This is a genomic window from Yersinia sp. 2466 StPb PI, assembly GCF_041538325.1.
GTDB classification, from domain to species: Bacteria; Pseudomonadota; Gammaproteobacteria; order Enterobacterales; family Enterobacteriaceae; genus Yersinia; species Yersinia enterocolitica_E.
Genome location: NZ_JAULSL010000001.1, coordinates 3880911 through 3905377, shown reverse-complemented (window position 1 = coordinate 3905377; position 24467 = coordinate 3880911). Strand labels below are relative to the sequence as shown.

Here is a 24467-nt window from a genome sequence, read left to right as displayed (position 1 = left end):
TGACCGCAGATTCTGCAACAGCATGTTAAAGGTGTTTGAAAAAAACAGCATTTGCTGAGCATTTAGCATCTTAAAATGACAATTCAACGGTGATAATCTTCCCGTTGGATGTATCAAATTGTTACTCTAGCAACGCACCGAATCAGGCGCTTATTGGCGGCCGGGTTCGGATAATATCCTTCACTGAGGAGTCAATCAGGACATGGAAATCGATAATAAGGCCCGTATTCACTGGGCGTGCCGTCGTGGTATGCGTGAACTTGATATCTCTATCATGCCGTTTTTTGAACATGAGTATGATGGCTTGAGTAATAACGAGAAGCAGGCATTTATTCGCTTACTTGAGTGCGATGACCCAGACTTATTCAACTGGCTGATGAATCACGGGGAGCCGCAGGATAGCGAGCTGCGTCAGATGGTCAAACTGATTCAAACACGAAATAAAGCCCGTGGCCCAGTGGCGATGTGATTTGCGGGTATCCTGGCACACTCAACTCTTCTCTTTATTGTCTCATGGTGTTTTAGTGATACTTACCTTGGTTGCGCCTTGGCCTCAAGGGTATACCGCATTGTGGTTGGTATTGCTGACGCTGGTAGTGTTTGAGTGTATCCGCAGCCAGAAAAATATTACGTCCTGTCAAGGCGAGATCCGGTTGAAACCCGGCAATTTGGTACTATGGAAAAGGCTCGAATGGATCGTGGCCAAACAGCCATGGATTACCCGTTATGGCGTGTTATTAAATCTACAGCAGTCGAGCAGCCGTTCAGCCCGTAAGCGGTTGTGGCTGGCCGCCGACAGTATGTCAGAAGATGAGTGGCGGCAATTATGTCAGCTATTGCGGCATTCATTTGGCTCAGATGAGGGGATGAATCAATGAAACCCTTAATCTGGCTGGTAGAGGATGAACCAAGTATCGCTGATACGCTGATTTATACCTTAGAAAGCGAAGGTTTTACCCTCCGGTGGTTTGACCGGGGGGAACCGGCGCTGGCAGCACTGGCGGATGGCCGGCCCGCTTTAGCGATAGTGGATGTTGGCTTACCTGATATCAATGGTTTTGACCTGTGCCGCCGTCTATTGGCGCGCGAACCCGCGCTGCCGGTGGTATTTCTTACCGCCCGTAGTGAAGAACTGGATCGCATTGTCGGGCTGGAGATTGGTGCCGATGATTATATTGCTAAGCCCTTCTCACCCCGTGAAGTGAGTGCCCGCGTGCGCACGGTATTGCGGCGCTTACAAAAATCACAAATTCTGGCCGCCTCTGCTATGGTGCATCAATTCGGTGATTTCACCCTGGATGAGGCCGGCGCGCGGGTGACCTATCATCAGCAGCCTCTCTGGCTCACCCGCTATGAATATCTGTTACTGAAAACCTTATTACTGGCCCCCGAGCGCATATTTTCACGTCAGCAACTGATGGATATTGTTTGGGCGCAGGCAGAAGAGAGTCAGGACCGTACTGTCGATACCCACATTAAAACCCTGCGCTCAAAATTGCGTATGGCTTACGATGAGGAGTCACCAATCCGCACTCATCGTGGGTTGGGCTATAGTCTGAGTTACCGATGATGAAGAGTCAGCGATGAAAATCGGCGTGCGCTTACTGCTAGGTTACTTTCTGATAGTGGCCATTGCCGGTTATTTTGTTATTCGTATTTTCGTACAAGAGGTGAAACCTGGCGTCCGGCGCGCCACCGAAGGCACATTAGTGGATACCGCCACACTACTGGCACAGTTTGCCCGGCAAGATATGCTGCTGGATAACGTTGCCAGTGGTCAATTGGCACAAGCGTTTGCTTCGCTAAATTTGCGGCCAATAGGTGCCAATATTGAAGGTATTCGCAAGGATCGTAACGAATATCGCGTTTATCTGACGGATACCGACGGACGGGTGATTTTTGATTCATCGGGTAAAGCGGTAGGGCAAGATTATTCGCGCTGGAATGATGTTTGGCTGACGCTACGCGGTGAATATGGCGCACGCAGCACCCGTACCAATCCCGCAGATGAACAAAGTTCGGTAATGTATGTGGCGGCACCGGTCATTGCTGAAAACAAAATCATTGGGGTGCTCAGTGTGGGTAAACCCAATATTTCCATGGCGCCCGTTATCAAACGCAGTGAGCGTAAGATCTTGTTGGCTGGTGGTGTCTTGCTCGGTATTGCTCTGCTGATTGGCTTGGGCTTCGTATGGTGGATAAACCGCGCTATCGGCAAATTGGTAGATTACGCTGAGCGGGTGGCCGAGGGGCAGGTTGTGGCGCTGCCAGCGATCGGCAGTAGCGAGTTGAATGATTTGGCCCGCGCACTGGAAAGTATGCGTCTTAAATTGGATGGCAAAGCCTACATCGAACAATATGTTCACACCATGACTCATGAGCTGAAAAGCCCATTAGCCGCCATTACCGGTGCAGCTGAACTGCTACGTGAGTCGCCCCCGCCAGCCACCGCCCAGCGGTTTATTGTTAATATTGAGCAGCAAAGTGCACGCATCCGGCAACTAGTAGATAAAATGTTGGTGCAGGCACGGCTCGAGAGCCGGGTTGACTTACAGTTTTCACCATTGGATATCAGTCACATACTTAAACAAACCTTCAGTGCGAAAGAGGCACAGGCTGTCAGCCGCGGTATTTGCCTGCAACTAAAAAGCGCCGATAGCGCAATATTAACCGGGGATGGGTTATTACTCAGTCAGGCGCTGACCAATCTGATTGATAATGCACTGGATTTCACGCCTTTGGGCGGGGCCGTGATACTCAGTGGCGATCGGCATGAGGGGGAGTATCTGATAACGGTTGAAGATAATGGCAGCGGTATTCCCGATTACGCTCAAGAGAGAATTTTCGACCGTTTTTATTCATTACCAAGGGCCGATAGCCCGAAAAGTACTGGCTTGGGGCTGAATTTTGTGCGCGAGGTGGCCGCTATTCATCGCGGGTGGATTTCGCTGGAGAACCGCTTGCCACAAGGGGTGAGTGCCTATTTAACGTTGCCGCTGGATGCCACATGATTGGCTGACTTCACCTTCACTTCACATAGCCTCATTCTGCTTTCACTTCACTGACTTAAGCTGCTCTCCTGACCTTAAAAGGAGCGCAAGTCATGTTCAAGTCCGTACTGTTTTGGAAAATAGCCACATTGCTGGGCTTAATTCTATTGATGATGATCCCGAAAGAGATGTTACTGAACGTTATCTCTGAACGCAGTGGTTATCGGCAAAGTGTTATCGATAAAGTCAGTGATAGCACCAGCCGATCGCAGAAGATCCTTGGTCCACTAATTGTGGTGCCTTATAGCGAATGGGTAGAAAGCGAAGTTGATGGCAAAAAAAAGAGAGAGTGGGTTAATCGCAGTCGCTACATACTGCCGGAGGTCATGACCGTTAGCGGTGCGCCGGATGTTGATGTGCGGCGATTGGGTATTTATAAAGCGCAAGTTTATCAGGGGGCGCTTAATTTCAACGCGCAATTTGACGCTACGGCATTGGACGACTTGATACATGACGGCGTCACTATCGGCAGACCGTCACTGGTGGTGGCGCTGAGCGATTCGCGGGGTATACAGCAAATTTCGCCACTCACGGTGGGCAGCCAAAAAATTAACTTCGAACCCGGTGCTTTCCTGGGGCGGACTGCGCAAGGTGTTCATGCAGAGCTTTCATTAGCGCAAATTCAACAGAAAAAATTTGATATTAGCTTTACACTGACGCTGACTGGCACCAATAGTCTGTCGGTAGTCCCTATCGGGCGTAGCAGTGAGCTAACCTTACAAAGCAATTGGCCGCATCCTAATTTTGTCGGCGAGTTTTTACCGTTGCAGCGCAAGGTGGACGAAAAAGGCTTTCGTGCCCATTGGAGCACTGACTGGCTGGCCAACAACATAAATATCAACTTTGCGGGTGATGACCCACATGTCGACTTCAATGAGTTACCCGCTTTTAGCACCAGCTTGATTGAACCGGTCGATCACTACCAGTTAACCGAACGAGCCATTAAGTATGCCATTTTGTTTATTGGCCTCACTTTCTTCAGCTTCTTCCTGTTTGAAAGTCTAACCTCACTGCGTGTGCATCCAATTCAATATCTGCTGGTGGGGGCCGCCCTGGTGCTGTTCTACCTAATGTTGCTGGCGTTCTCTGAACATCTTGGCTTCACGCTGGCTTATACTATCGCCAGTTTGAGTTGCAGCTTGTTGATCGCTATCTACCTGAGTGCGGTGCTGGGCGGGTGGCGGCGAGGCGGATTGTTTGCTGGTGGTTTATTGCTGTTGTACGGGGTTTTGTTTGGCTTGCTGCAATCGGAAGACAATGCATTGTTACTCGGCGCAGGGTTGCTATTTATTATTCTGGCCGCAGTGATGGTGTTAACCCGGCATTTAGACTGGTATCAAGTGGCTAACCCACAGCTATTGACCGGGCAGAAATCGACCGAAGCCAATACCGATAAGACGGTGAATAAACCGGTAGCAGTAGAGGGCAGCAGTACCGACGCGTTTCGCTTATGGGATTGATATAACGCAAGGGATACAGAAGCGGGCACATCAGGTGCCCGTTTGGCTGACTACAGCAGCGCGTCCATCTCTAAGAGAATTTGATCACACCATTGCTCGATGCGCTCTTCGCTCAAATCGTATTGATTGACCTCATCCAATGCTAAACCAACAAAGTGTTTACCATCGGCGCTGAGTGGTTTTGGGCTAGTAAATTCAAACCCTTCCGTCGGCCAAAAACCGATAAACTCCACTCCCAGTGGGGCGATATGATCGTGCAGCATACCAAGAGCATCCAGGAACCATTCGCTATATCCGAATTGATCGCCCATGCCATACATGGCGACAATCTTTCCCTTCAGATTAAGCTGCGTTAACTGTGGCCAGATGGCTTCCCAGTCTTCCTGTAATTCGCCGAAATCCCAGGTAGGGATACCTAAAATCAGGATGGAATAGGCTTCCATTAACTGGGGGCTGGCATCCTTCAGGTTGTGCAAATCAACCAAATCTTCGCCAAGAATATCGCGGATTTTTTCTGCCACCATTTCGGTATAGCAGGTGCTGGAGCCGTAAAAGAGACCAATCTTCATGATGTATAGCCATAGCATTACTAATAAGGAATAGCATCGAGTGTACCAGATTTGTCTCGTCATCAGGCATAATGGCGCTTGAGTTCAATCAAAGAGAGAAACAACAATGCAACAGCAAAATAACCCGCTGATTGAACAGTTTCTTGATGCCTTATGGCTGGAAAGAAACCTGGCTGAGAATACACTAGCGTCATATCGTCTGGATTTACATGCATTAACCGGATGGTTAGAACATCACGGCAGTGATTTATTGCGTGCAGGTTCGCAGGACTTGCAATCCTTTCTTGCTGAGCGCATTGAAGGCGGCTATAAAGCGACCAGTTCGGCACGCTTACTCAGTGCGATGCGTCGTCTGTTCCAATATTTATACCGCGAAAAGCTGCGTGAAGATGATCCGACGGCTCTGCTCTCATCACCTAAATTGCCGCAACGCTTACCTAAAGATTTAAGTGAGGCACAGGTTGATAGGCTGCTCAACTCACCCAATGTTGATATTCCGCTAGAATTGCGCGATAAAGCCATGCTGGAAGTGCTTTATGCCACGGGCTTGCGGGTATCGGAGCTGGTGGGGTTGACCATCAGTGATGTCAGCCTGCATCAGGGTGTGGTGCGAGTTATTGGTAAAGGAAATAAAGAGCGGCTGGTGCCATTGGGCGAAGAAGCGGTGTACTGGATTGAAAACTACATGGAGCATGGGCGTCCATGGTTGATTAATGGCCAGTCACTAGATGTGCTGTTCCCCAGCAATCGTAGCCAGCAAATGACCCGACAGACTTTCTGGCATCGCATCAAACACTATGCGATCCTTGCAGGTATTGATAGTGAACGGCTTTCACCCCATGTATTACGGCACGCTTTTGCCACGCACCTACTGAATCACGGTGCTGACCTGCGTGTGGTACAAATGTTACTGGGCCACAGCGATTTGTCGACAACCCAGATTTATACTCATGTAGCTACGGAACGTTTGAAACAGCTACATCAACAGCATCATCCACGTGCATGATTGTTTTGTAGAAAAACGATGTTGTGTGGAAAGAGATAGGATTCATAAATGAGAAAAAGTTTATTGTTACTGCCGGTGTTCATCGCCGCATTCGCCGGCCCGGTTAACGCAGATGATGCCGCTATCCAACAGACGCTAAAAAAATTAGATATTCAGCAAGCTGATGTCCAGCCTTCGCCGATCCCAGGTTTGAGCACGGTGATGACCGAAAACGGAGTGCTTTATATCTCAGCCGACGGTCAGCATCTGTTGCAAGGGCCACTGTATGATGTGAGCGGTAGCCAGCCAGTCAATGTGACCAATCAGATGTTGGTGAAAAAACTTGAAGCATTAAGCAGTGAAATGATTGTGTATAAAGCACCGCAGGAAAAACATGTTGTTACGGTGTTTACCGATATCACCTGTGGTTACTGCCATAAGTTGCATGAGCAGATGAAAGACTATAACGCGCTGGGCATTACTGTGCGTTATCTGGCGTTCCCACGTCAGGGCTTAAGTTCTCAGGCAGAAAAAGATATGCGATCCATCTGGTGTATGGCTGATCGTAATAAAGCGTTCGATGAAGCAATGAAAGGTACCGAGATATCACCGGCTACCTGTAAAACAGACATTAGCAAGCATTACCAGCTCGGCGTGCAGTTTGGTATTCAGGGCACGCCTGCGATTGTGCTGCAAAACGGCACTATCGTTCCCGGTTATCTGGAGCCGAAAGAGATGTTGGCAATGCTGAATAAGCATCAGGCTTCCTTAAAAGCGGCGGGTTAATCACCCGTGACACTCAAAACTCAACTTCGTCGTCGTGAGGCGGCGGATGACAACCATTTACCGGCGCAATTGCATCCGTTGCTGCGCCGCCTCTATGCCAGTCGTGGGGTTAAAACTGCGACAGAACTGGAACGAGGCGTAAAAGGTCTATTGCCCTGGCAGCAACTCGATGGTATTGATGCCGGGGTTACCCTGTTACAGCAAGCACTGGCTGACAAACGGCGTATCGTGATTGTCGGCGATTTTGATGCCGATGGTGCCACCAGCACTGCACTGGCAGTACTGGCTTTGCGCAGCATGGGTGGCAGTAATGTTGATTACCTGGTGCCCAATCGCTTTGACGATGGCTACGGGCTTAGCCCGGAAGTGGTTGAACAGGTCGCTGCCCGTGGTGCGGAATTGATCGTCACGGTTGATAACGGTATTTCTTCTCATGCCGGGGTGGATTTGGCCCATGCCTTGGGCATTCAGGTGCTGGTTACCGACCACCATCTGCCGGGTGAAACCTTGCCAGCGGCTGAAGCTATCATTAATCCGAATCTGGTTGGTTGTGATTTTCTCTCCAAATCACTGGCTGGGGTGGGTGTTACCTTCTATCTGATGTTGGCATTGCGCGCCCGTTTGCGAGAGAGTGGTTGGTTTGAGCAACGAGCTTTAGCCGTGCCCAATCTGGCTGAACTATTGGATTTAGTGGCGCTGGGGACGGTTGCGGATGTGGTGCCACTGGATGCCAATAATCGGATTCTGGTCCATCAGGGATTAAGCCGTATTCGTGCGGGGAAATGCCGTCCAGGGGTCCGTGCACTATTGGAAGTCGCCAACCGTGATGCCCGTCAATTGGCTGCCAATGATCTCGGCTTCTCCCTTGGCCCACGGCTTAATGCTGCTGGTCGTCTCGATGACATGTCTATTGGGGTTGCACTTCTTCTCACTGACGATATCGCTCAGGCCAGAGCTTTAGCAATCGATTTGGATGCTCTTAATCAGGCGCGCCGAGAGATAGAGCAGGGGATGCAGGTTGAGGCGCTGCAACTGTGCGACCAACTGGAACGTACCAGCACGACATTGCCCTACGGCATTGCGATGTACCATCCAGAATGGCATCAGGGTGTGGTAGGGATTTTAGCCTCGCGCATCAAAGAACGTTTTCATCGGCCAGTCATTGCTTTTGCCCCAGCGGGTGAGGGGTTACTGAAGGGGTCGGGGCGCAGTGTGGCTGGGTTACATATGCGCGATGCTCTTGAGCGACTGGATACATTGAACCCAGGATTGATGCTGAAGTTTGGCGGCCATGCAATGGCGGCGGGATTATCATTGGAACAAGATAAATTCGATGAGTTCCGTCAGCGTTTTGCCGATTTAGTCGGTGAATGGATGGATGCCTCACAATTGGAAGGCGTTATTTGGTCCGATGGTGAACTGAAAGGCAACGAATTATCGCTGGAAACGGCGGAGTTGTTGCGTGATGGTGGCCCCTGGGGGCAGTCTTTCCCAGAACCGGCATTTGATGGCAAATTCCGTATTTTGCAGCAACGGCTGGTGGGGGAGCGTCATCTAAAACTGATGATTGAGCCGCTAAATGGCGGTCCGCTACTCGATGGTATTGCGTTTAATATCGATACCACCTTATGGCCGGACAGCAGTGTGCGTGAGGTTAAGCTGGCTTACAAACTCGATATCAATGAATATCGTGGTAATCGTAGTGTTCAGTTGTTGGTCCAGCATTTGTGGCCTTATTAGGCAACATTCCAATGAAGCCCGATGAGCTGGCTCAGGCCAGTGATTCGGGTGAATAAGTCGCGTTAACGCCACTGTGATTTCAAGTAAGCAGGAAATATAGTCAACGAGCTATAAACCGCCGGACAGATCCGTTAGAATTACCAATTCTGTGCCCTAAATAATTCGAGTTGCAGGAAGGCGGCAACTGAGTAAATTCCGATGAGTTGACGTCAGTCAATGATCCGGGTGAACGAAGACAGCCAACACCCATGCAGCTTGAAGTATGACGGGTATAATGACATTCCGTCATCTACGACTCAACGTAAGACTCAAAACCATGTTTGAAATAAACCCGGTAAAAAACCGAATTCAGGACCTGTCTGATCGGACAGACGTTCTCAGGGGGTATCTTTGACTATGATGCCAAGAAAGAGCGACTGGAAGAAGTAAACGCCGAGCTGGAACAGCCCGACGTCTGGAATGAACCTGAGCGTGCGCAAGCGCTGGGTAAAGAACGTTCTGCGCTAGAAGAGATTGTCTCGACCATTGATCAATTGGATCAAGGTATGGAAGACGTTTCCGGCTTGCTGGAATTGGCGATTGAAGCTGACGATGAAGAGACTTTTAACGAAGCCATTGCCGAGTTAGAGATCCTTGACGGCAAGCTGGGCCAGCTCGAATTCCGCCGCATGTTTTCTGGTGAATATGATAGCGCCAACTGCTACCTGGATTTACAAGCGGGTTCTGGCGGTACTGAAGCCCAAGACTGGGCCAGCATGCTGCTGCGTATGTACCTGCGCTGGGCTGAATCAAAAGGCTTCAAAACTGAAATCATCGAAGAATCTGATGGTGATGTTGCAGGCCTGAAGTCTGCCACCATTAAGATCATCGGCGATTACGCCTTTGGCTGGTTACGTACTGAAACTGGCGTTCATCGCCTAGTTCGTAAAAGCCCATTTGACTCCGGTGGCCGTCGTCATACCTCTTTCAGTTCTGCTTTTGTCTATCCAGAAGTTGATGACGATATTGATATCGAAATCAACCCGGCAGATCTGCGTATTGACGTTTACCGCGCATCCGGTGCGGGTGGTCAGCACGTCAACAAAACGGAATCTGCGGTACGTATTACCCACCTTCCGACCAATATCGTGACTCAGTGTCAGAATGACCGTTCTCAGCATAAGAACAAAGATCAAGCGATGAAACAGTTGAAGGCGAAGCTGTATGAGTTTGAGATGCAAAAGAAAAATGCTGATAAACAGGTTCTGGAAGACAATAAGTCTGATATCGGTTGGGGTAGCCAGATCCGTTCTTATGTACTGGATGACTCCCGTATCAAAGATTTGCGTACCGGCGTGGAAACACGTAACACGCAAGCGGTACTGGATGGTGATCTGGACAAATTCATTGAAGCAAGTTTGAAAGCCGGGCTATGAGGAACTGAGATGTCAGAGCAAAAACCACAAGTCGCTGAGCAAGCGCAAGAACCAGAACTCAATAGTGAGTTACAAGCTCGTCGGGAAAAGCTGGCCTTGCTGCGGGAAAAGGGAATTGCGTTCCCTAATGATTTCCGTCGTGAGCACCTCTCTGACCAGCTACATGCTGAGTACGGCAGTAAAGAGAATGAAGAGTTAGAAGCGCTGAATATCGAAGTCACCGTGGCTGGCCGTATGATGACTCGCCGTATTATGGGTAAAGCATCATTCGTCACACTACAAGATGTCGGTGGCCGTATTCAGTTGTACGTTTCCCGCGATGATCTGCCGGAAGGCGTTTATAACGAAGAATTCAAAAAGTGGGATCTGGGCGATATTCTGGGTGCTCGTGGCAAGCTGTTTAAAACTAAAACCGGTGAGTTGTCTATCCACTGTAGCGAACTGCGCCTGTTGACTAAAGCGCTGCGTCCGCTGCCGGATAAATTCCACGGCTTGGCTGATCAGGAAACCCGTTACCGTCAGCGTTATTTGGATCTGATCGCTAACGATGAATCTCGCCATACTTTCAAAGTTCGTTCGCAGGTGATGTCTGGTATTCGTAGTTTCATGGTGGAAAAAGGCTTCATGGAAGTCGAAACCCCTATGATGCAAGTGATCCCTGGTGGTGCTTCAGCGCGTCCGTTTGTGACTCATCACAATGCGCTGGATATCGATATGTACTTGCGCATCGCGCCAGAACTGTATCTGAAACGCCTGGTTGTTGGTGGTTTTGAACGTGTATTCGAAATCAACCGTAACTTCCGTAATGAGGGAGTTTCCCCGCGTCATAACCCAGAGTTCACCATGATGGAACTCTATATGGCGTATGCGGATTACAAAGATCTGATCGTGCTGACTGAAGAGCTGTTCCGCACTCTGACTGAAACCGTATTGGGTAGCAGTGTGGTGCAGTATGGTGAGCAGACATTCGATTTCGGTAAGCCTTTTGCCAAACTGACCATGAAAGAAGCCATTTGCAAATATCGCCCTGAAACCAATGTGGCAGATTTGGACGATATGGACAAAGCTTTGGCTATCGCCGAGTCATTAGGCATTAAAGTTGAGAAGAGCTGGGGCCTGGGCCGCGTTCAATGCGAGATCTTCGAAGAGACCGCAGAAAGCCACCTGATTCAGCCTACTTTCATTACTGAATATCCAGCAGAGGTTTCTCCGCTGGCACGTCGTAATGATGATAATCCGTTTATCACTGACCGCTTTGAGTTCTTTATCGGTGGCCGTGAGATTGGTAACGGTTTCTCAGAGTTGAATGATGCTGAAGATCAGGCTCAGCGTTTTGCTGATCAGGTTAGTGCTAAAGAAGCTGGCGATGATGAAGCGATGTTCTACGATGAAGACTACGTCACCGCGCTGGAACATGGTTTGCCGCCAACTGCTGGTTTGGGCATCGGCATCGACCGTATGGTGATGTTGTTTACCAACAGCCACACCATCCGTGACGTTATCCTGTTCCCAGCGATGCGTCCGGTTAAATAAGTTTATTGTGGTAGCGGTAATCTATAAGGGTGCTACGGCACCCTTTTTACTAAGCAAAAACCGCCATAGTTATACTTGGTTTAATCTAATCGCTTAAAATACCGGCGCTTAGACCATATCTTCGCTTGCCCACGAGAAAGAACCGGTTATAATGCAAACCGCACACCGAAGCGGGTGTAGTTCAATGGTAGAACGAGAGCTTCCCAAGCTCTATACGAGGGTTCGATTCCCTTCACCCGCTCCACTGTCTCATTTAGCTACACTACGCAGCTAAATCAACAAGTTAGAAATCCATAGTCTCTCTAATTGTTGCCATTGAACTACACGAACACCTGTCGCGTTTTGGTGTGTGGTTAATTTGGGTAGCATATCAATACACTGGCGGTTCTTCCAGAGTCTTACCGCGACAGTACAACAAGAAATCTATGCCGCACAAACCATGTAGGCTCTAAACTTTACCCAAAACACTACACAATAAGCATTTAAGCCCGATGTGCTGTCTATGATAGCCAAAACAGGTTTATGGTGATGGTACTTGCACACCTTATGCAAGCTCTGTCTGCGTCTCGCCCACGCTCCGATTATGGTACACAAGGCATCCTGATAAGTTATTGTGTAATGAGAATACTGATGAAGTCGCTACGCTCCGCTTATGGTTGTTGTATCACCAACGGGGCTTTATGGCTTCTATTGCCCACAGTTCTACTTCCCCCCCATTCTGGCCTCTTTTAAAAGGGACTACTTTCTATCTTTTCTTGCCTTAAAATATTGCCTGCTAAGTGTCCGCACTGTTAAGCACTTCAACCAGACGCGAATCATTCGCATTTATAATATCAAAATATCGATAGCTGTTTACAGCGCGTAGAAAGGCTGTAGAGAAGAGTTTGTGTATAGCTGTAGGTTTGTATGACTAAGCCCCGCAAGGGGCCTTAATGCAAGGGTTATCAAGGCGCTAGCATTGTGTGATTAGTTATTCATAGTCTTCTTGATACGGTAAACGGTAGCAACACCACACTGTGCAATTTTGGCTATTTCTTCAATCGTGTTGTTACCTGCTGCAAGTAACCGTAAGACCTTTGCATGCAGTTCTTTGTTTGCCTGCTTGCCTTTGTATTTCCCTTTTTCTTTCGCTATCGCAATCCCTTCATCACGGCGAGCAGCAATAATCCCTCGTTCAAACTCTGCTACAGCACCCATCATAGTGAGTATCAATCTTGATGTAGGACTATTATCAAACGTCTGATTGTTATCAATAAAAGTGACTTTAACGTTTTTCTCGATTAGCACATCAATTAGTTGTAAGAGTTCTTTGGTGTTTCTTGCAAGTCGATCAATTGATTTAACTGTTAACTCATCACCAGAACGTAGCAAGGCCATGAGACGCTTTAACTCTGGTCTGTCTTTAGTCGTCTTGCCAGATTCAGTCTCGGTGACTACCTCGTCACACAGTGGCTCAAGTACGGCTAGCTGTCGTGCTAGATTTTGACCTTTGCTAGAGACACGGGCGTATCCATATTTCATATCACACCTTCATTTATCATTTAAGTTATCTCAATGATAATTTATCAAATAGGTTATATCAAGGTCTAAATGATAGGTTTTTCACTATGACTTCTAACCTATCGTTGGGGTGTACCCAAATGATAAACAGACATAACAGATAGCAAAGAGGTGGTTAGGTGTTATGTATATGTAAGTGAGAATGCATATCAACAACAAACAATAATGATAATCAAATAAAAAATGTTGTCGCAGTTTCATTTTTGCATGGTTTTGAGGGGTTAAGGGGTAATCCTGTTAAGAAACTATTCCGTTGCGGTATTATGTAGGCCAGATAGGGCGGGGGCTGTAGAGGATTTCGTCATGAAATCTTGTTTAGATAATTGTGATTTGCATCCGTTTATTTAGTACCAATTATATGGGGATATAAGCTATATTTAATGCCTAATATTTATAGGGAATTAAGTATATGGGCAAAGATAGACTCAAAATTATGTTCCTGAGCGGAATATGCTATATCATTTTATCTTCAACTGCTTTTGCAGGTCTAAATTTTAAAATAGATAATTCTAAACTTCTCCCTATGCCGGATGTATTAGAAAATTGTAAACTCGATGAAAATATAAATGATTTCTATAAGTTGTACACTATATTTGCAAACGCTAATGGTCAGGTTATTAAAAATAGAGAGTGTTCGGATGAAGTAGGTCTGAAGATTGCTTATAAGTTGGATGATCTGTCTGAAGTGGTTTACTGAATTTGGCCACCTGAACAGAGGTGATATGCTCACCTCAGAACAACACAGGTGCTCCAATGAAAAGAAGAAATTTTAGTCCTGAATTCAAACGCGAATCCGCTCAGTTGGTTGTCGATCAAAACTACACCGTCTCTGATGCCGCTAAGGCTATGGATGTCGGTCTTTCCACGATGACAAAATGGGCCAAGCAACTGCGTGAAGAGCGTCAGGGCAAAACACCAAAATCCTCTCCGATAACACCGGAACAAATCGAAATACGTGAGCTGAAGAAAAAGCTACAACGTATTGAAATGGAAAACGAAATATTAAAAAAGGCTACCGCGCTCTTGATGTCAGACTCCCTGAACAGTTCTCGATAATCGGGAAACTCAGAGCGCGTTATCCTGTGGCCACTCTCTGCCATGTGTTTGGGGTTCATCGCAGCAGCTATAAATACTGGAAAAACCGTCCTGAAAAACCAGACGGCAGACGGGCTGTGTTACGAAGTCAGGTACTTGAGCTACATGGCATCAGCCACGGTTCGGCCGGAGCAAGAAGCATCGCCACAATGGCAACGCAGAGAGGCTACCAGATGGGGCGCTGGCTTGCTGGCAGGCTCATGAAAGAACTGGGGCTGGTCAGTTGCCAGCAGGCGACTCACCGGTATAAGCGTGGCGGTCATGAACACGTTGCTATCCCGAATCACCTTGAGCGACAGTTCGCCGTAACAGAGCCAAACCTGGTGTGGTGCGGTGATGTGACCTATATCTGGACAGGCAAACGTTGGGCATACCTCGCTGTTGTTCTCGATCTGTTTGCAAGAAAGCCAGTGGGCTGGGCAATGTCGTTCTCGCCGGACAGTAGACTCACCATGAAAGCACTGGAAATGGCATGGGAAACTCGGGGTAAGCCCGCAGGAGTGATGTTCCACAGCGATCAGGGCAGTCATTATACGAGCAGGCAGTTCCGGCAGTTACTGTGGCGCTACCGGATCAGACAGAGTATGAGCCGGCGTGGAAACTGTTGGGATAATAGCCCAATGGAACGCTTCTTCCGGAGTCTGAAAAACGAATGGGTGCCAGTGACAGGTTACGTAAGCTTCAGCGATGCGACTCACGCCATAACGGACTATATCGTTGGATATTACAGCGCACTCAGGCCGCACGAATATAACGGTGGGTTGCCACCAAACGAATCAGAAAATCGATACTGGAAAAACTCTAACGCGGTGGCCAGTTTTTGTTGACCACTTCAAACATATGCCGACTACTGTTTGAGTATATTGTAGTTTTAGCCCTCACTCTCTGAACCCCAGAGTTGTTCCATCCTCTTTAGACTCTGGTATTGCTGTTTTAAAGTGCTGTCAGGTGCATCTGGTGCAACCTTGTCAATTAATTCCCTATTTGTGTTTTTGAGCGCTTCGTTCAATAGCAGGGTTGTCATCTCATGCTTGACTTGCATATGCCTAAACTTTGCAAAGTTCTTATCCGCGCGTCGTTCGCTACTGTAGATCCAATACCCTAAATACATAGAGAAAATGGACATGGATACAACAACGGAAACGGTTGGCTTAAAACCGTAGTGAAAGCCCACAAAAAGGCCTATTGCAACTCCAATGCACATTAAGACAACGCAAAAGGTCATGATTTTTAGAAAAATAACCGTTTTTTCCATAGAACACCTGCCACTAAAAGAATCTATCATCCGAGCCATTATGCCACTATAAGGATGATTCTGCTGCCGCCGAAGTTTTTGAACGCAATGCCTGAGAGGGGCGCTGGCAACCCTAGGAGATCCACTTTTCCGCGTCCAGCTAATCTGGCTATGTTTACACCGCGAACCAGTTTCTGGTTAGCAGCTATCGGTTCAGGTTTGTGTGTTGCGAAGGTGGGAAAACGGCAAGTTTACTTTTAACGGGAAAGGTTTAATACAACGAGAATGAGAAAAGCGTAATTGTTAAAAATATTAAAACATAAATTGTTCTTTAAGATGTTAACCCTTCCTCGGGGGGGAAGCCGGACATACCAACCCTTAGGCCATCTGAGAAGATAGCCTGTAGGTTGCTCGGTTCCCCCGCCAGATGAAGAACAAGTCTTCCTCGTGGTGTGACGACCTTTCTTGAAAGATGCATTATGCGCAAAAGTAGTTACTCAAGAATCCGCCGATAGCTACTTTCACCCTCTGCTTGGCTGCATCAAACGCTTGCGCGCCCTACCTACCACAATCAACGTTTTGCAGAGTTCCCGTCCTGACGTTTTCCGCAGATGCGCGGTAAAGCTCCACCAACCCGGACCGGTTTACCGTATGAGGTAGGTGTCAGGCCCAACATAGCACACGCTGAATTTCAATAAAAGCTTCATATATCATATAACTGCGTTCATATTCTGAACGCACTAAATCGCACGGTAATTAGTGCGCTGTATAGCCCCGTGCGCCTGATGTATCTTGAAAGGAAAGCGCAGTTTTGGGAGGGGTATATGTCATTGAAATCGACAAAGGAACGGTTGACGCACTTGCTTGCGATAAAGGACAACAAGGTCATTGCGTTGTCGGGTAAATGGGGCACTGGCAAGAGCTACATGTGGGAGCAGGTCAAAACATCGTCCGTCGATGAGACGGTCAAGGGGGCGCTTTATGCCTCTCTCTTTGGCTTAACCGAGATGGATCAAGTCAAAATGAAGCTAATTCAAAGTGCAGTGCCAGCGATCGAGGCCAATCCGGGATTGTGGGCTAGTGCGCAGCAAACCGTAAAGTCGGGCGTTAAGGTGCTAGAAGGGTTTCACAAAGGATTTGGTGCTCTGAATGATATCGGCCTGGTCTTTGCCCCTGCGATACTTCGGCAAAAGTTGATTGTCCTCGATGATATCGAACGAAAGCATGAAAAACTAAATATTGACGAGGTGTTAGGTTTTATCGATGAGTTCACCCAGCAACATGAGTGTCGCTTTGTGCTCATTCTCAATAGCGACCAACTCGCCAAACGGGATGTGTGGGACTTGCTTCGTGAGAAGGTTGTCGATCAAGAGCTTAGGCTAACAACATCAACATCTGAAGCTTTTGACATCGCGATTGGATTGACCACTTCGGATTATGCAAAGCAAATTCGACCCGCAGTTATATCCTGCGGTCTGACCAACATTCGTATTATTCGAAAGGTTATTAGAATAATCAACAGCATCTTAGATGGTAGACAAGAACTGACAGAGGCTGTGCTCTGGCGAGTGATCCCTTCGACTGTCCTCCTCACAGCAATCCACTATAAGGGTATCGAGGATGGCCCGGACTTCGACTTTGTGCTCAACCAAGGCACTGGGAACATAGGGAACTTTTTCAACACACAAAAAGCGAACGAAAAAACGGAAGACATTAAGCAGTATGCGAGATGGCGGCAACTTACTCATGAACTCAAAATTTCACAGTGTGATGATTTCGAACTTTTGGTGGTCGAATTTTTGCAGTCTGGTTTATTCGATACTTCCCAACTTTCTGAAATTATTGGTGACTATATCGCGAAAACTGACGTAATGAATGCCGAACATGCGGTCTACACATTCTTAGAGCGATTTGTATGGGACCGTGATTTAACAGAAGAACAACTGTTCGCCGAAGCGACAGAACTTTCCAGTAAATCACATTTGATGGCTGCCAATGTGGTCAGCTCGCTTTGCGAAACTATTTCGAAACTTCCTGGTGGTCTTACCCTAGTGGATAAGACCTTGACTGAGTGGATTTCGGCTTTCCGACGCAAGAATTCAGAGGACGCTGAACTCCCCTATTTATATCAGGGTAACAATCTTCATCCTTTGATCCGAGCTGAATTCGAAAAGGTTAAATGCGTGGTGCAAGCTAAGACATCTGTATACGACGCCTGTTGCTATCTAGCTGAACACAATGCTTGGGGAGAGCGTCAAAACATTGCATTTAAGTCAGCAACAGTGCAGGACATGGAGGCTACGATTAAAAATCGTGCGATTCCAGATATGCGCTTTTTCATCTCAAAAATGATGGATATCTGCATCAATAAAGAATTATATGAGAAACAGTTCGGGTCAGCTATGGATAACTTTATTCAAGCTTGCAATAACATAGTGCAAGATCCGCAATCTGGCCGCCTCAGAAACGTTATTGAGTTCGTGTTTGATGGTTCTCCGCTTGAGAGTTTGTTGGAGCGTTTATCTCCAACACAAAATCCTCCTGCGTAATACAACTTACTCGTAAGCCGTGGTTTTTTACGGAACCCAATCGTTTATTGCATATACGGTGGGGCAAGTCATGCCAACAAACGACCGTTTTCCGGCACCTTCCAATCGCTCGTTTTCACACTGTTGGAAAATTAGCCTTGGCTTTTCTGGCAGGCCATCCTATTTTCATCACCGCTTTCTGGCAGGGGCCGGATGAGGAGATATCGTCAATGCACGTTGCAGACATAACCCATGACATGCACCAAACGCCGCCGGGAGCCTCCCTGGCACGTTTTTAATTCCGGGTAATGAAAAGTCATGGTGTGGAGTTAAGGCTATCTCTGAGTTACCTGCAAATTATCAACCAGTTGCTGTCTGAACTCTTTACCAAATGGCCGGACATATCCAAGTTTAGGATCAATTTCAGCGCCAAACGACTCATACCGGTAAAACTCCCCTTCCATAGGTTTACCGCGCCAGTCAAAGCGCACATAGCCGTCTGGTTGAGTCTGGTAACCAGTTTGTCGTGCAGAGATAAGGACGTCGTCGCAGTTTTTGAACGCTATACCTGAGAGGAGGTACCAAACCCAGAAGAACCACTTCCCGCGCCCCACTTTCCCGGCAGCTTCCCTCATAGCTTGAGGTTGTTTTCCTTTGCCCATTTTCTTAACCTGCCGCAGGCGTTGGAGTAGGGGGAAGATGTATTGAAAGAAATCATTCTTCCCATGGTCCATTTGCCATACCAAGCTTTTCCATACAGGTCATCGTCAGATCGCTTATTGATCAATTCAACGATTTCGCTTTTAGCGTTCTGTAGTTGGCTGCTTAGCGAGCGTAAATCCAAATAGCTATAGTCGCGATAAAACCGTTGGGCGAGAAGACCCAGTTGGTTCCATTTATAACCCGTTTCCGGGAAATCAACAGGCTTTCCCTTTTCATCAAGCGTTATCCATTTGATAACTAAATTGTTCCAGCCAAGTAAGTAGGAGACAAGATTGCAAACGCTCATTACAGTGTCTTTCGCATGTCCTTCCATTGATTCATCTGATGCTGATTCGGGCGGAATTGATGCGAGATAACCTGACAATTTATTAAAGTTTTTGTCTATTGCTAATAGGAGTTCTAATTTGGTTTGTGGCACACCCATGAGAATTCCCTCCCTAGTTGTTGGGATATTCAGCGAGTTTGGCAACGGAGAGGGGCCTACGCGAGCACTTTCTGGAAAAGATGTGAGAGAAAACGCATTATTAATCTGATTCGATTGTATTTTTTATTTTTAACTTATTGTTTTATTTTATAAACCTCTTCTCGGAATATGAAATTACGCTCGATACCGTGAGCACGTTAACGCAGATATCGCCATACTGAAAGGAGCGATTCTTTATGCTCCTCACTTCAAAACCAGCCAAAACACTAGGAACGATAAAACACCCGATACGTTCAGTTCTGTTGGTACTAACCTGTGACGAATCAGATCGCTTAAAGATCACATTCACTCGCTATTTACGGCTAGAAGGTGATTGTTTTTACGCTGAATAACCTACAAAAGAAGGAAGTGTGATTCTCTCTGATCTGTTTGTTTGCCGGCCGTTAAAAAGTAGTGAAACCAAAGTAATTAACTGTATTCTGTTCTTATGCCAAATATCTATCGGTATTCCCTATGTTGATAGCCTACTTAGATGCGTTAAATATTTTGAGCACGCCTGTTTGGGTCGTTTTACCCAAAAATCAGGAAATACTTTTTGCTAACAAGGAAGCCCGAACAATTGCAGGTGATAGCCCACTCCAGTTACTGCGCAATGGCCGGTTTTCAGCACATGCACAGCAGCATTTGGATGCATACCTGCCGGCTTTGGCAGAAGAAGATCAAATCGTTGAAATCTGGACTATTCAAACAGCAAGCAATAGCTTTCCCCTGAGTTGTCGGCTCTCTTTGACACAATTGGAACCGCACGGAGACGTTATTGTTTTCGAAGGGCTTTATATTGCAGGTGCGGAGGTTACTCGCCCCAATGTCGGTCGATTGTGCTCTAAACCCTACTGTCGCGACGAACGGGGTTTTTATGAGCAATTTTTCGACACCAACACCGCCCCGATGTTATTGATTGATCCATCGGACGATGGCCAAATTGTGGATGCTAATCAAGCAGCAACCCGTTTCTATGGTTATTCCCGGGATGAGATGTGTATGAAACATACTTGGGAAATTAATACCATGGGTAAGGATGTTTTGCCCGTAATGCGTGAAGTGGCCAAGCTACCTGGTGGGCACAAGCCTCTCAACTTCATCCATAAATTAGCCGATGGAAATACCCGTCACGTGCAAACTTACGCCGGCCCCGTTGAGTTGGATGGTATGCGGTTAATGCTTTGTATCATTCATGACATTACTGAACAAAAACGCCTTGAACAGGCATTAGAAGATGCGGCCTTACGGGATCCACTGACTGGCTTGGGGAATCGGCGGCAATTCTTTAATCTTGTTGAACATGCTAATGCGCAAAGCCAACGTTATGCACAAGGCTTCAGCTTGATGTTGGTTGATGCAGACCATTTCAAGCAAGTAAATGATTTGCACGGGCATCATAAGGGTGATGAAGTCTTGATATTACTGGCAAGAACCCTGGAATCTCGCATTCGTGAAAGTGACATGATTTTCCGCTGGGGAGGCGAAGAGTTTGCCATTCTGCTTCCTTCAACCAATTTAGCGGGCGCATTACAAGTGGCGGAGTCTATTCGTGAGGCTGTTCAGTTAGTCTGTCAACCCAATATGCCGCGACTCACTGTAAGCATTGGTGTAGCACAACATCAGGCTGGCGAAGATACTGATAGCTTATTCAAACGCATGGATGAGGCTCTTTACCGTGCAAAAGCGGCAGGGCGAAATAGGGTGTTGGCGGCATAGGCCGATAAGTGGGGGATTAGCTGACCTCTCTTTACCGATAACTAGCCGCTATACGAACACCATAGCCTGGTCGTAGCATTTATCTATTCCAGCGGCAAATGATCGAGTGGTTTTACCTCGCGCAGGACGAAGGTGGTTTGCATCTCTTTAATGCCCGATAATCGGCGGATAACTGACATGGCGAAAGTGGAGAAACTATCGAGGTCTTCCGCGACCACTTGCAGCAGGAAGTCAGCATCTCCAGCGACAGCATAGCAAGCGATAACCGGCGTTAACTCCCCTACCTGCATTTCAAATAGCTTGGCTTCTTCTTCACTGTGGCTGTCAATTTTCACCCGAATAAATGCCAAGATTCCCAAACCAATTTTTCGTCGATCGATATTGGCTTGATAACCGGTAATAATTCCGCTCTCTTCTAATTGCTTTACCCGCCGCCAGCAGGGGGAGGTTGCCATCCCGACTTTATCGGCCAGCTCCTGGTTCGTCATACGGCCAGCATGCTGTAACTGTTTCAGTATTTTAATATCTGCCGGTGTTATGATTGATGATGGCATTTTCTACCTGATTGTTATTTTATTTGGGAATGTATTACCAATATTAGCTGAATTCAGGTGATAAAAGAAAGCACTTACCTGCCAGCGAGGGATATGATTATGAGCAAATATTATCGGTAAAAGGACAGTGGCTGTGGCAGAGCAAATGCGGATCGCGATTATGGTTAACCCTGAACTCCCTGTTGGTTTAATTGCCAATACCACCAGCGCGGTAGGGATTGGTTTAGCAGCAAAATTTCCGCAACTGGCGGGGACAATGTTGTCCGATTCAGGGGGGAAAGAAATTGATGTTAGCTCAAAATTACCGGTACCTATTTTACAGGCAAATGCTTCGCAGATGAGAGAGGTGCTGTTGAAAGCATTGGCGGCGACCAATGAACGGGCAATTGTGCCTTTCCCGGCATTTGCGCGTGCAATGCACAGCTTTCAGGATTATGCAGATGCGTTCCCGCAACACTCTCTCTGTGATGAACAGCTCGATGGTTTGGGATTGGTCGGGCCAGAAAAATGGATTCGTTCATTGACTGGCGCGTTAAAACTGCTGCGCTAGTCAGGTAGGTTATCAATGGAAAAGAAACGGGTTCTGGCATGGAACCCGTTTCTTTATTGGCTATCAGTGGGTTAAGTTAACTGGCTTAATTGCAATACGTTACCGGCGACACCATTGATATACAACTTGCGATATTCATTTGCGGGCAGGCTAACGGATAATTCACGCCACGCCGGTTGATAGCTGCCGGTGCGCGCAAAGGTGATATCAATACGGTGATTATCGGTAGTCACCTGCCAACTCAGCCACAATGCATGGCCCTGCTGCCAGCGGTGGCTTTCGCCATCATCTTCAAACAGCATTCCACTCGATCGCCCCGCGCCCTTGGTGGGGTAGAGTGCCAACTCGCGTTGTGAGTCCAACTTGGCATTAACAAAGGCGATGCGGCGTGACAGCGGCAGCGCTGCGCCGGCTCGTACCAATAGTGGCAAACGCTCCAGTGGCGCATCAAGGATGATCTTTTGCCCGCCGCCATACCATTGGCCGGTGTGGAAACAATACCAGCCGCCATTATTATCAGGCTGGCTATTATCAGGTAAGTACACTTCCCGCAGGCGTTGTCCGGCTTCTACCACACTGGCAACTAACAAGTCGCGACCCAGCATAAAGTCGTCATTTTCTGTAAACGTGCCACTATCGTGCTCATGATCGAGGAAAGTAGGGCGCAACATAGGCTCATCATCATGGGTGGCCTGCCACTGTAAGGTGTAAAAATAGGGCAGTAACCGATAACGCAGCGCCATAGCATCACGAATCATCGGCGTGGCAGCAGGGTACATCCAGGGCTCGTTTACCGTGTGGTCGTCATTCCATGAGTGAATAGTAAATCGTGGATGCATCACGCCATTTTGTACCCAGCGAATAAATAGCTCGGCTTCGGGTTTGTCACCCGAAAAACCACCGACGTCGTGGCCGAGGTTGTATAACCCTGACAGGCTCATCCCCAGCCCCATGCGGATGTTATAGCGCAGCGTTTGCCAACTGGTACGGTTGTCACCACTCCAGGTCTGGGCGTAGCGTTGCATACCGGCACAACCAGAGCGTGATATTAAATACGGGCGTATATCTGGTGCAAATGCTTGTTGAGCCTCCATTGAGGCACGCATCATCAGCAAAGGCATTACCGGTCTGATATGTTTGATAGCGATAGATTCACCGAATCCATTGCAGCGCGCTTCACCATCCCACACTTCATATTCATTATTATCATTCCAGGTAGAACCGATCCCCATCTCCAGCAGTTGTTTGGTCACATTCTCCTGCCACCAATCCACGGTTGCCGGATTGGTAAAATCAAGGTGGGAGCCTTCATCATCCCAGAATGAAGAGCGCTCTGGCAACCCGCTTTCGCCATCACGAATAAATAATCCGCGTTCGGCAACGTGCTGATATTGTGGGTGATCTTGTAATAGACACGGTTTAATATTGGCGGCTAACTTAATGCCCGCTTGCAGGAAAGCCTGACTCATCACCTTGGGCTGCGGCACTTTGTCGTAATTCCAGTTAAAAACATAACGCTTGTTGTTGATTGAGGTATAGCCCGATGAGAGCTGGAAAGAGTCGCAAGGAATATCATGCTGCTGACAGAGTGTAATGAATTTTTGCAATTGCACCTGTGCATCGGGAGCATCGGTGTAGTGCATGGTTGAACCGCTGTACCCAAGGCTCCATTTGGGGCCAAATTTGGTTTTGCCGGTCAGGCGGACAAATGCCTTGGTGACATCCAACACTTTCGGGCCGAGGAACATATAGTAATCGAGATCGCCAGCTTCAGCCTGATAGCGGCGATAGGCCAGATGGTAGTTATCAATCTCATTCCCTAAATCTAACCAGCAACTGCTTAAATTGTCATAAAAAAGACCAAAGCTGACATCATCACGGCGAGTGATGGTAAACGGGATATGCTTGTAGAGTGGGTCAGTACTGGCGGCGTTGTAACCCATAGCATCTAAATTGCGCATTTCAAAGCGGCGACCCGCACGGTTAAGATCACCGGCCTTTTCACCTAATCCGTAATATTGCTCATTGGGATATCGCCGCTGATAGTGAGCAATAGCTTCTCCATGGGGGCTGAGTAAATAAGCGCTGGTGGGCCGATCCGCCGCCAGTGGCTGCCACTCGCCGTGCTGATTTTTATATTCCCATGCCAGATATAGCGGTTGATAAATGGTCACTCGCAAACATTCAGTGGTGACTATCAACTGTTGTTCATGGTGTTCCAATTGATAACCTGGGATGGAGAAACCGTCCAGGCTAAGTCGGTCACGGCCAGACCATGGCACGTCGCCTTGTGGGGCAATGCTCCAGGTGCGGTTTAAGGCCAGCTCACCATTCTTTTTAATCAGCACACGGCAGAGGTTTGGCTCTAATATATACAGACAAAATATATGATGATCATCGACCAGTAATTCCAAATGGTCGGGATATTGATTTATTAACTGCCAGTTTTTTAATATTTTCATCACAGCTCATCTTTTTTCTGGCAACAGTACGGGTGCACCGT

Annotated in this window: 22 protein-coding genes and 1 tRNA gene; 16 read left to right on the top strand and 7 right to left on the bottom strand. The window is 47.6% G+C overall.

Translation table 11 applies throughout. The features are described 5' to 3' along the window. The first annotated feature begins 202 nt into the window (after positions 1 to 202). The 5 genes from sdhE to creD all read left to right on the top strand — a co-directional run bounded on the left by sdhE (position 203) and on the right by creD (position 4510). Positions 203 to 469, top strand: coding sequence for an FAD assembly factor SdhE (gene sdhE / locus Q2T72_RS17795; RefSeq protein ID WP_083162755.1), 267 nt, complete (start codon positions 203 to 205; stop codon positions 467 to 469). Beyond that, positions 450 to 878 (top strand): protein YgfX, encoded by a 429-nt coding sequence (locus tag Q2T72_RS17790; protein WP_083162757.1) that lies wholly within the window; start codon positions 450 to 452, stop codon positions 876 to 878. The genes sdhE and Q2T72_RS17790 overlap by 20 nt, the downstream gene beginning before the upstream one ends. After that, on the top strand, positions 875 to 1570 hold the full coding sequence (creB, locus tag Q2T72_RS17785) for a two-component system response regulator CreB (protein WP_083162759.1): 696 nt from the start codon (positions 875 to 877) through the stop codon (positions 1568 to 1570). Before Q2T72_RS17790 ends, creB begins: the two co-directional genes overlap by 4 nt. Positions 1571 to 1583: 13 nt before the next feature. Continuing rightward, a complete protein-coding gene (creC, locus tag Q2T72_RS17780; RefSeq protein WP_372569588.1) occupies positions 1584 to 3011 on the top strand; it encodes a two-component system sensor histidine kinase CreC in 1428 nt (475 codons plus the stop codon). Positions 3012 to 3103: 92 nt separating this feature from the next. Continuing rightward, positions 3104 to 4510: a cell envelope integrity protein CreD gene (creD, locus tag Q2T72_RS17775; RefSeq protein ID WP_372569587.1), complete on the top strand. Its 1407-nt coding sequence runs from the start codon at positions 3104 to 3106 to the stop codon at positions 4508 to 4510. Between the two features lie 50 nt (positions 4511 to 4560). Here creD and fldB read toward each other — a convergent pair whose 3' ends face one another. Further along, the gene (gene fldB / locus Q2T72_RS17770; protein WP_083162765.1) at positions 4561 to 5079 is read right to left on the bottom strand and encodes a flavodoxin FldB; all 519 of its coding nucleotides are present in this window, start codon (positions 5077 to 5079) and stop codon (positions 4561 to 4563) included. Positions 5080 to 5185: 106 nt separating this feature from the next. On the opposite strand from fldB, the gene xerD reads away from it, so the two are divergent. The 6 genes from xerD (at position 5186) to Q2T72_RS17740 (ending at position 11782) form a co-directional block, all read left to right on the top strand. Next, on the top strand, positions 5186 to 6085 hold the full coding sequence (gene xerD / locus Q2T72_RS17765; protein WP_372569586.1) for a site-specific tyrosine recombinase XerD: 900 nt from the start codon (positions 5186 to 5188) through the stop codon (positions 6083 to 6085). Between the two features lie 48 nt (positions 6086 to 6133). Then, positions 6134 to 6850 carry a bifunctional protein-disulfide isomerase/oxidoreductase DsbC gene (dsbC, locus tag Q2T72_RS17760; protein WP_083162767.1) on the top strand — a complete coding sequence of 239 codons (717 nt, stop codon included), beginning with the start codon at positions 6134 to 6136 and terminating at the stop codon, positions 6848 to 6850. 6 nt (positions 6851 to 6856) lie between these two features. Next, on the top strand, positions 6857 to 8590 hold the full coding sequence (gene recJ / locus Q2T72_RS17755; RefSeq protein WP_372569585.1) for a single-stranded-DNA-specific exonuclease RecJ: 1734 nt from the start codon (positions 6857 to 6859) through the stop codon (positions 8588 to 8590). A 316-nt stretch (positions 8591 to 8906) separates the two neighbouring features. Continuing rightward, positions 8907 to 10005, top strand: a protein-coding gene (gene prfB / locus Q2T72_RS17750) for a peptide chain release factor 2 (protein ID WP_102970535.1) whose coding sequence is annotated in 2 segments (ribosomal slippage) — positions 8907 to 8981 and positions 8983 to 10005 — 1098 coding nt in all. Because the reading frame shifts where the segments join, the coding sequence is not laid out codon by codon here. 9 nt (positions 10006 to 10014) lie between these two features. Further along, positions 10015 to 11538: a lysine--tRNA ligase gene (gene lysS, locus Q2T72_RS17745; protein ID WP_083162773.1), complete on the top strand. Its 1524-nt coding sequence runs from the start codon at positions 10015 to 10017 to the stop codon at positions 11536 to 11538. 170 nt (positions 11539 to 11708) lie between these two features. After that, positions 11709 to 11782: transfer RNA gene (locus Q2T72_RS17740), tRNA-Gly, on the top strand. A 722-nt stretch (positions 11783 to 12504) separates the two neighbouring features. Here the strand turns inward: Q2T72_RS17740 and Q2T72_RS17735 are convergent. Further along, positions 12505 to 13059: a recombinase family protein gene (locus Q2T72_RS17735; RefSeq protein ID WP_038633110.1), complete on the bottom strand. Its 555-nt coding sequence runs from the start codon at positions 13057 to 13059 to the stop codon at positions 12505 to 12507. 448 nt (positions 13060 to 13507) lie between these two features. Between Q2T72_RS17735 and Q2T72_RS17730 the strand changes: the two genes are divergently transcribed. Both Q2T72_RS17730 and Q2T72_RS17725 read left to right on the top strand, forming a co-directional pair. Continuing rightward, positions 13508 to 13795, top strand: a complete 288-nt coding sequence (locus tag Q2T72_RS17730; protein ID WP_372569583.1) for a hypothetical protein — start codon at positions 13508 to 13510, stop codon at positions 13793 to 13795. Positions 13796 to 13851: 56 nt separating this feature from the next. After that, positions 13852 to 15020 (top strand): IS3 family transposase gene (locus Q2T72_RS17725; protein ID WP_372568609.1). Its coding sequence is split into 2 segments (ribosomal slippage): positions 13852 to 14101 and positions 14101 to 15020, totalling 1170 coding nucleotides; the frame shifts between segments, so codons are not numbered across the junction. Positions 15021 to 15064: 44 nt separating this feature from the next. Here the strand turns inward: Q2T72_RS17725 and Q2T72_RS17720 are convergent. Further along, positions 15065 to 15448, bottom strand: a complete 384-nt coding sequence (locus tag Q2T72_RS17720) for a hypothetical protein (RefSeq protein ID WP_372569582.1) — start codon at positions 15446 to 15448, stop codon at positions 15065 to 15067. 803 nt (positions 15449 to 16251) lie between these two features. Between Q2T72_RS17720 and Q2T72_RS17715 the strand changes: the two genes are divergently transcribed. Then, positions 16252 to 17976: a hypothetical protein gene (locus Q2T72_RS17715; protein WP_372569581.1), complete on the top strand. Its 1725-nt coding sequence runs from the start codon at positions 16252 to 16254 to the stop codon at positions 17974 to 17976. Between the two features lie 314 nt (positions 17977 to 18290). Here Q2T72_RS17715 and Q2T72_RS17710 read toward each other — a convergent pair whose 3' ends face one another. Together Q2T72_RS17710 and Q2T72_RS17705 are read right to left on the bottom strand one after the other, a co-directional pair. Beyond that, on the bottom strand, positions 18291 to 18617 hold the full coding sequence (locus tag Q2T72_RS17710; protein ID WP_372569580.1) for a hypothetical protein: 327 nt from the start codon (positions 18615 to 18617) through the stop codon (positions 18291 to 18293). Next, the gene (locus tag Q2T72_RS17705; protein ID WP_372569579.1) at positions 18587 to 19102 is read right to left on the bottom strand and encodes a ClbS/DfsB family four-helix bundle protein; all 516 of its coding nucleotides are present in this window, start codon (positions 19100 to 19102) and stop codon (positions 18587 to 18589) included. The genes Q2T72_RS17710 and Q2T72_RS17705 overlap by 31 nt, the downstream gene beginning before the upstream one ends. 513 nt (positions 19103 to 19615) lie before the next feature. Here Q2T72_RS17705 and Q2T72_RS17700 point away from each other — a divergent pair. Next, positions 19616 to 20860: a diguanylate cyclase gene (locus tag Q2T72_RS17700; RefSeq protein WP_372569578.1), complete on the top strand. Its 1245-nt coding sequence runs from the start codon at positions 19616 to 19618 to the stop codon at positions 20858 to 20860. 83 nt (positions 20861 to 20943) lie between these two features. Here the strand turns inward: Q2T72_RS17700 and Q2T72_RS17695 are convergent, their stop codons facing one another. After that, positions 20944 to 21414, bottom strand: a complete 471-nt coding sequence (locus tag Q2T72_RS17695) for an Lrp/AsnC family transcriptional regulator (RefSeq protein ID WP_372569577.1) — start codon at positions 21412 to 21414, stop codon at positions 20944 to 20946. A 127-nt stretch (positions 21415 to 21541) separates the two neighbouring features. Between Q2T72_RS17695 and Q2T72_RS17690 the strand changes: the two genes are divergently transcribed. Next, on the top strand, positions 21542 to 21964 hold the full coding sequence (locus Q2T72_RS17690) for a DUF2000 family protein (protein WP_372569576.1): 423 nt from the start codon (positions 21542 to 21544) through the stop codon (positions 21962 to 21964). A gap of 71 nt (positions 21965 to 22035) precedes the next feature. On the opposite strand, the gene Q2T72_RS17685 is transcribed toward Q2T72_RS17690, so the two are convergent. Next, a complete protein-coding gene (locus Q2T72_RS17685) occupies positions 22036 to 24426 on the bottom strand; it encodes a TIM-barrel domain-containing protein (RefSeq protein ID WP_372569575.1) in 2391 nt (796 codons plus the stop codon). Positions 24427 to 24467 lie beyond the last annotated feature (41 nt).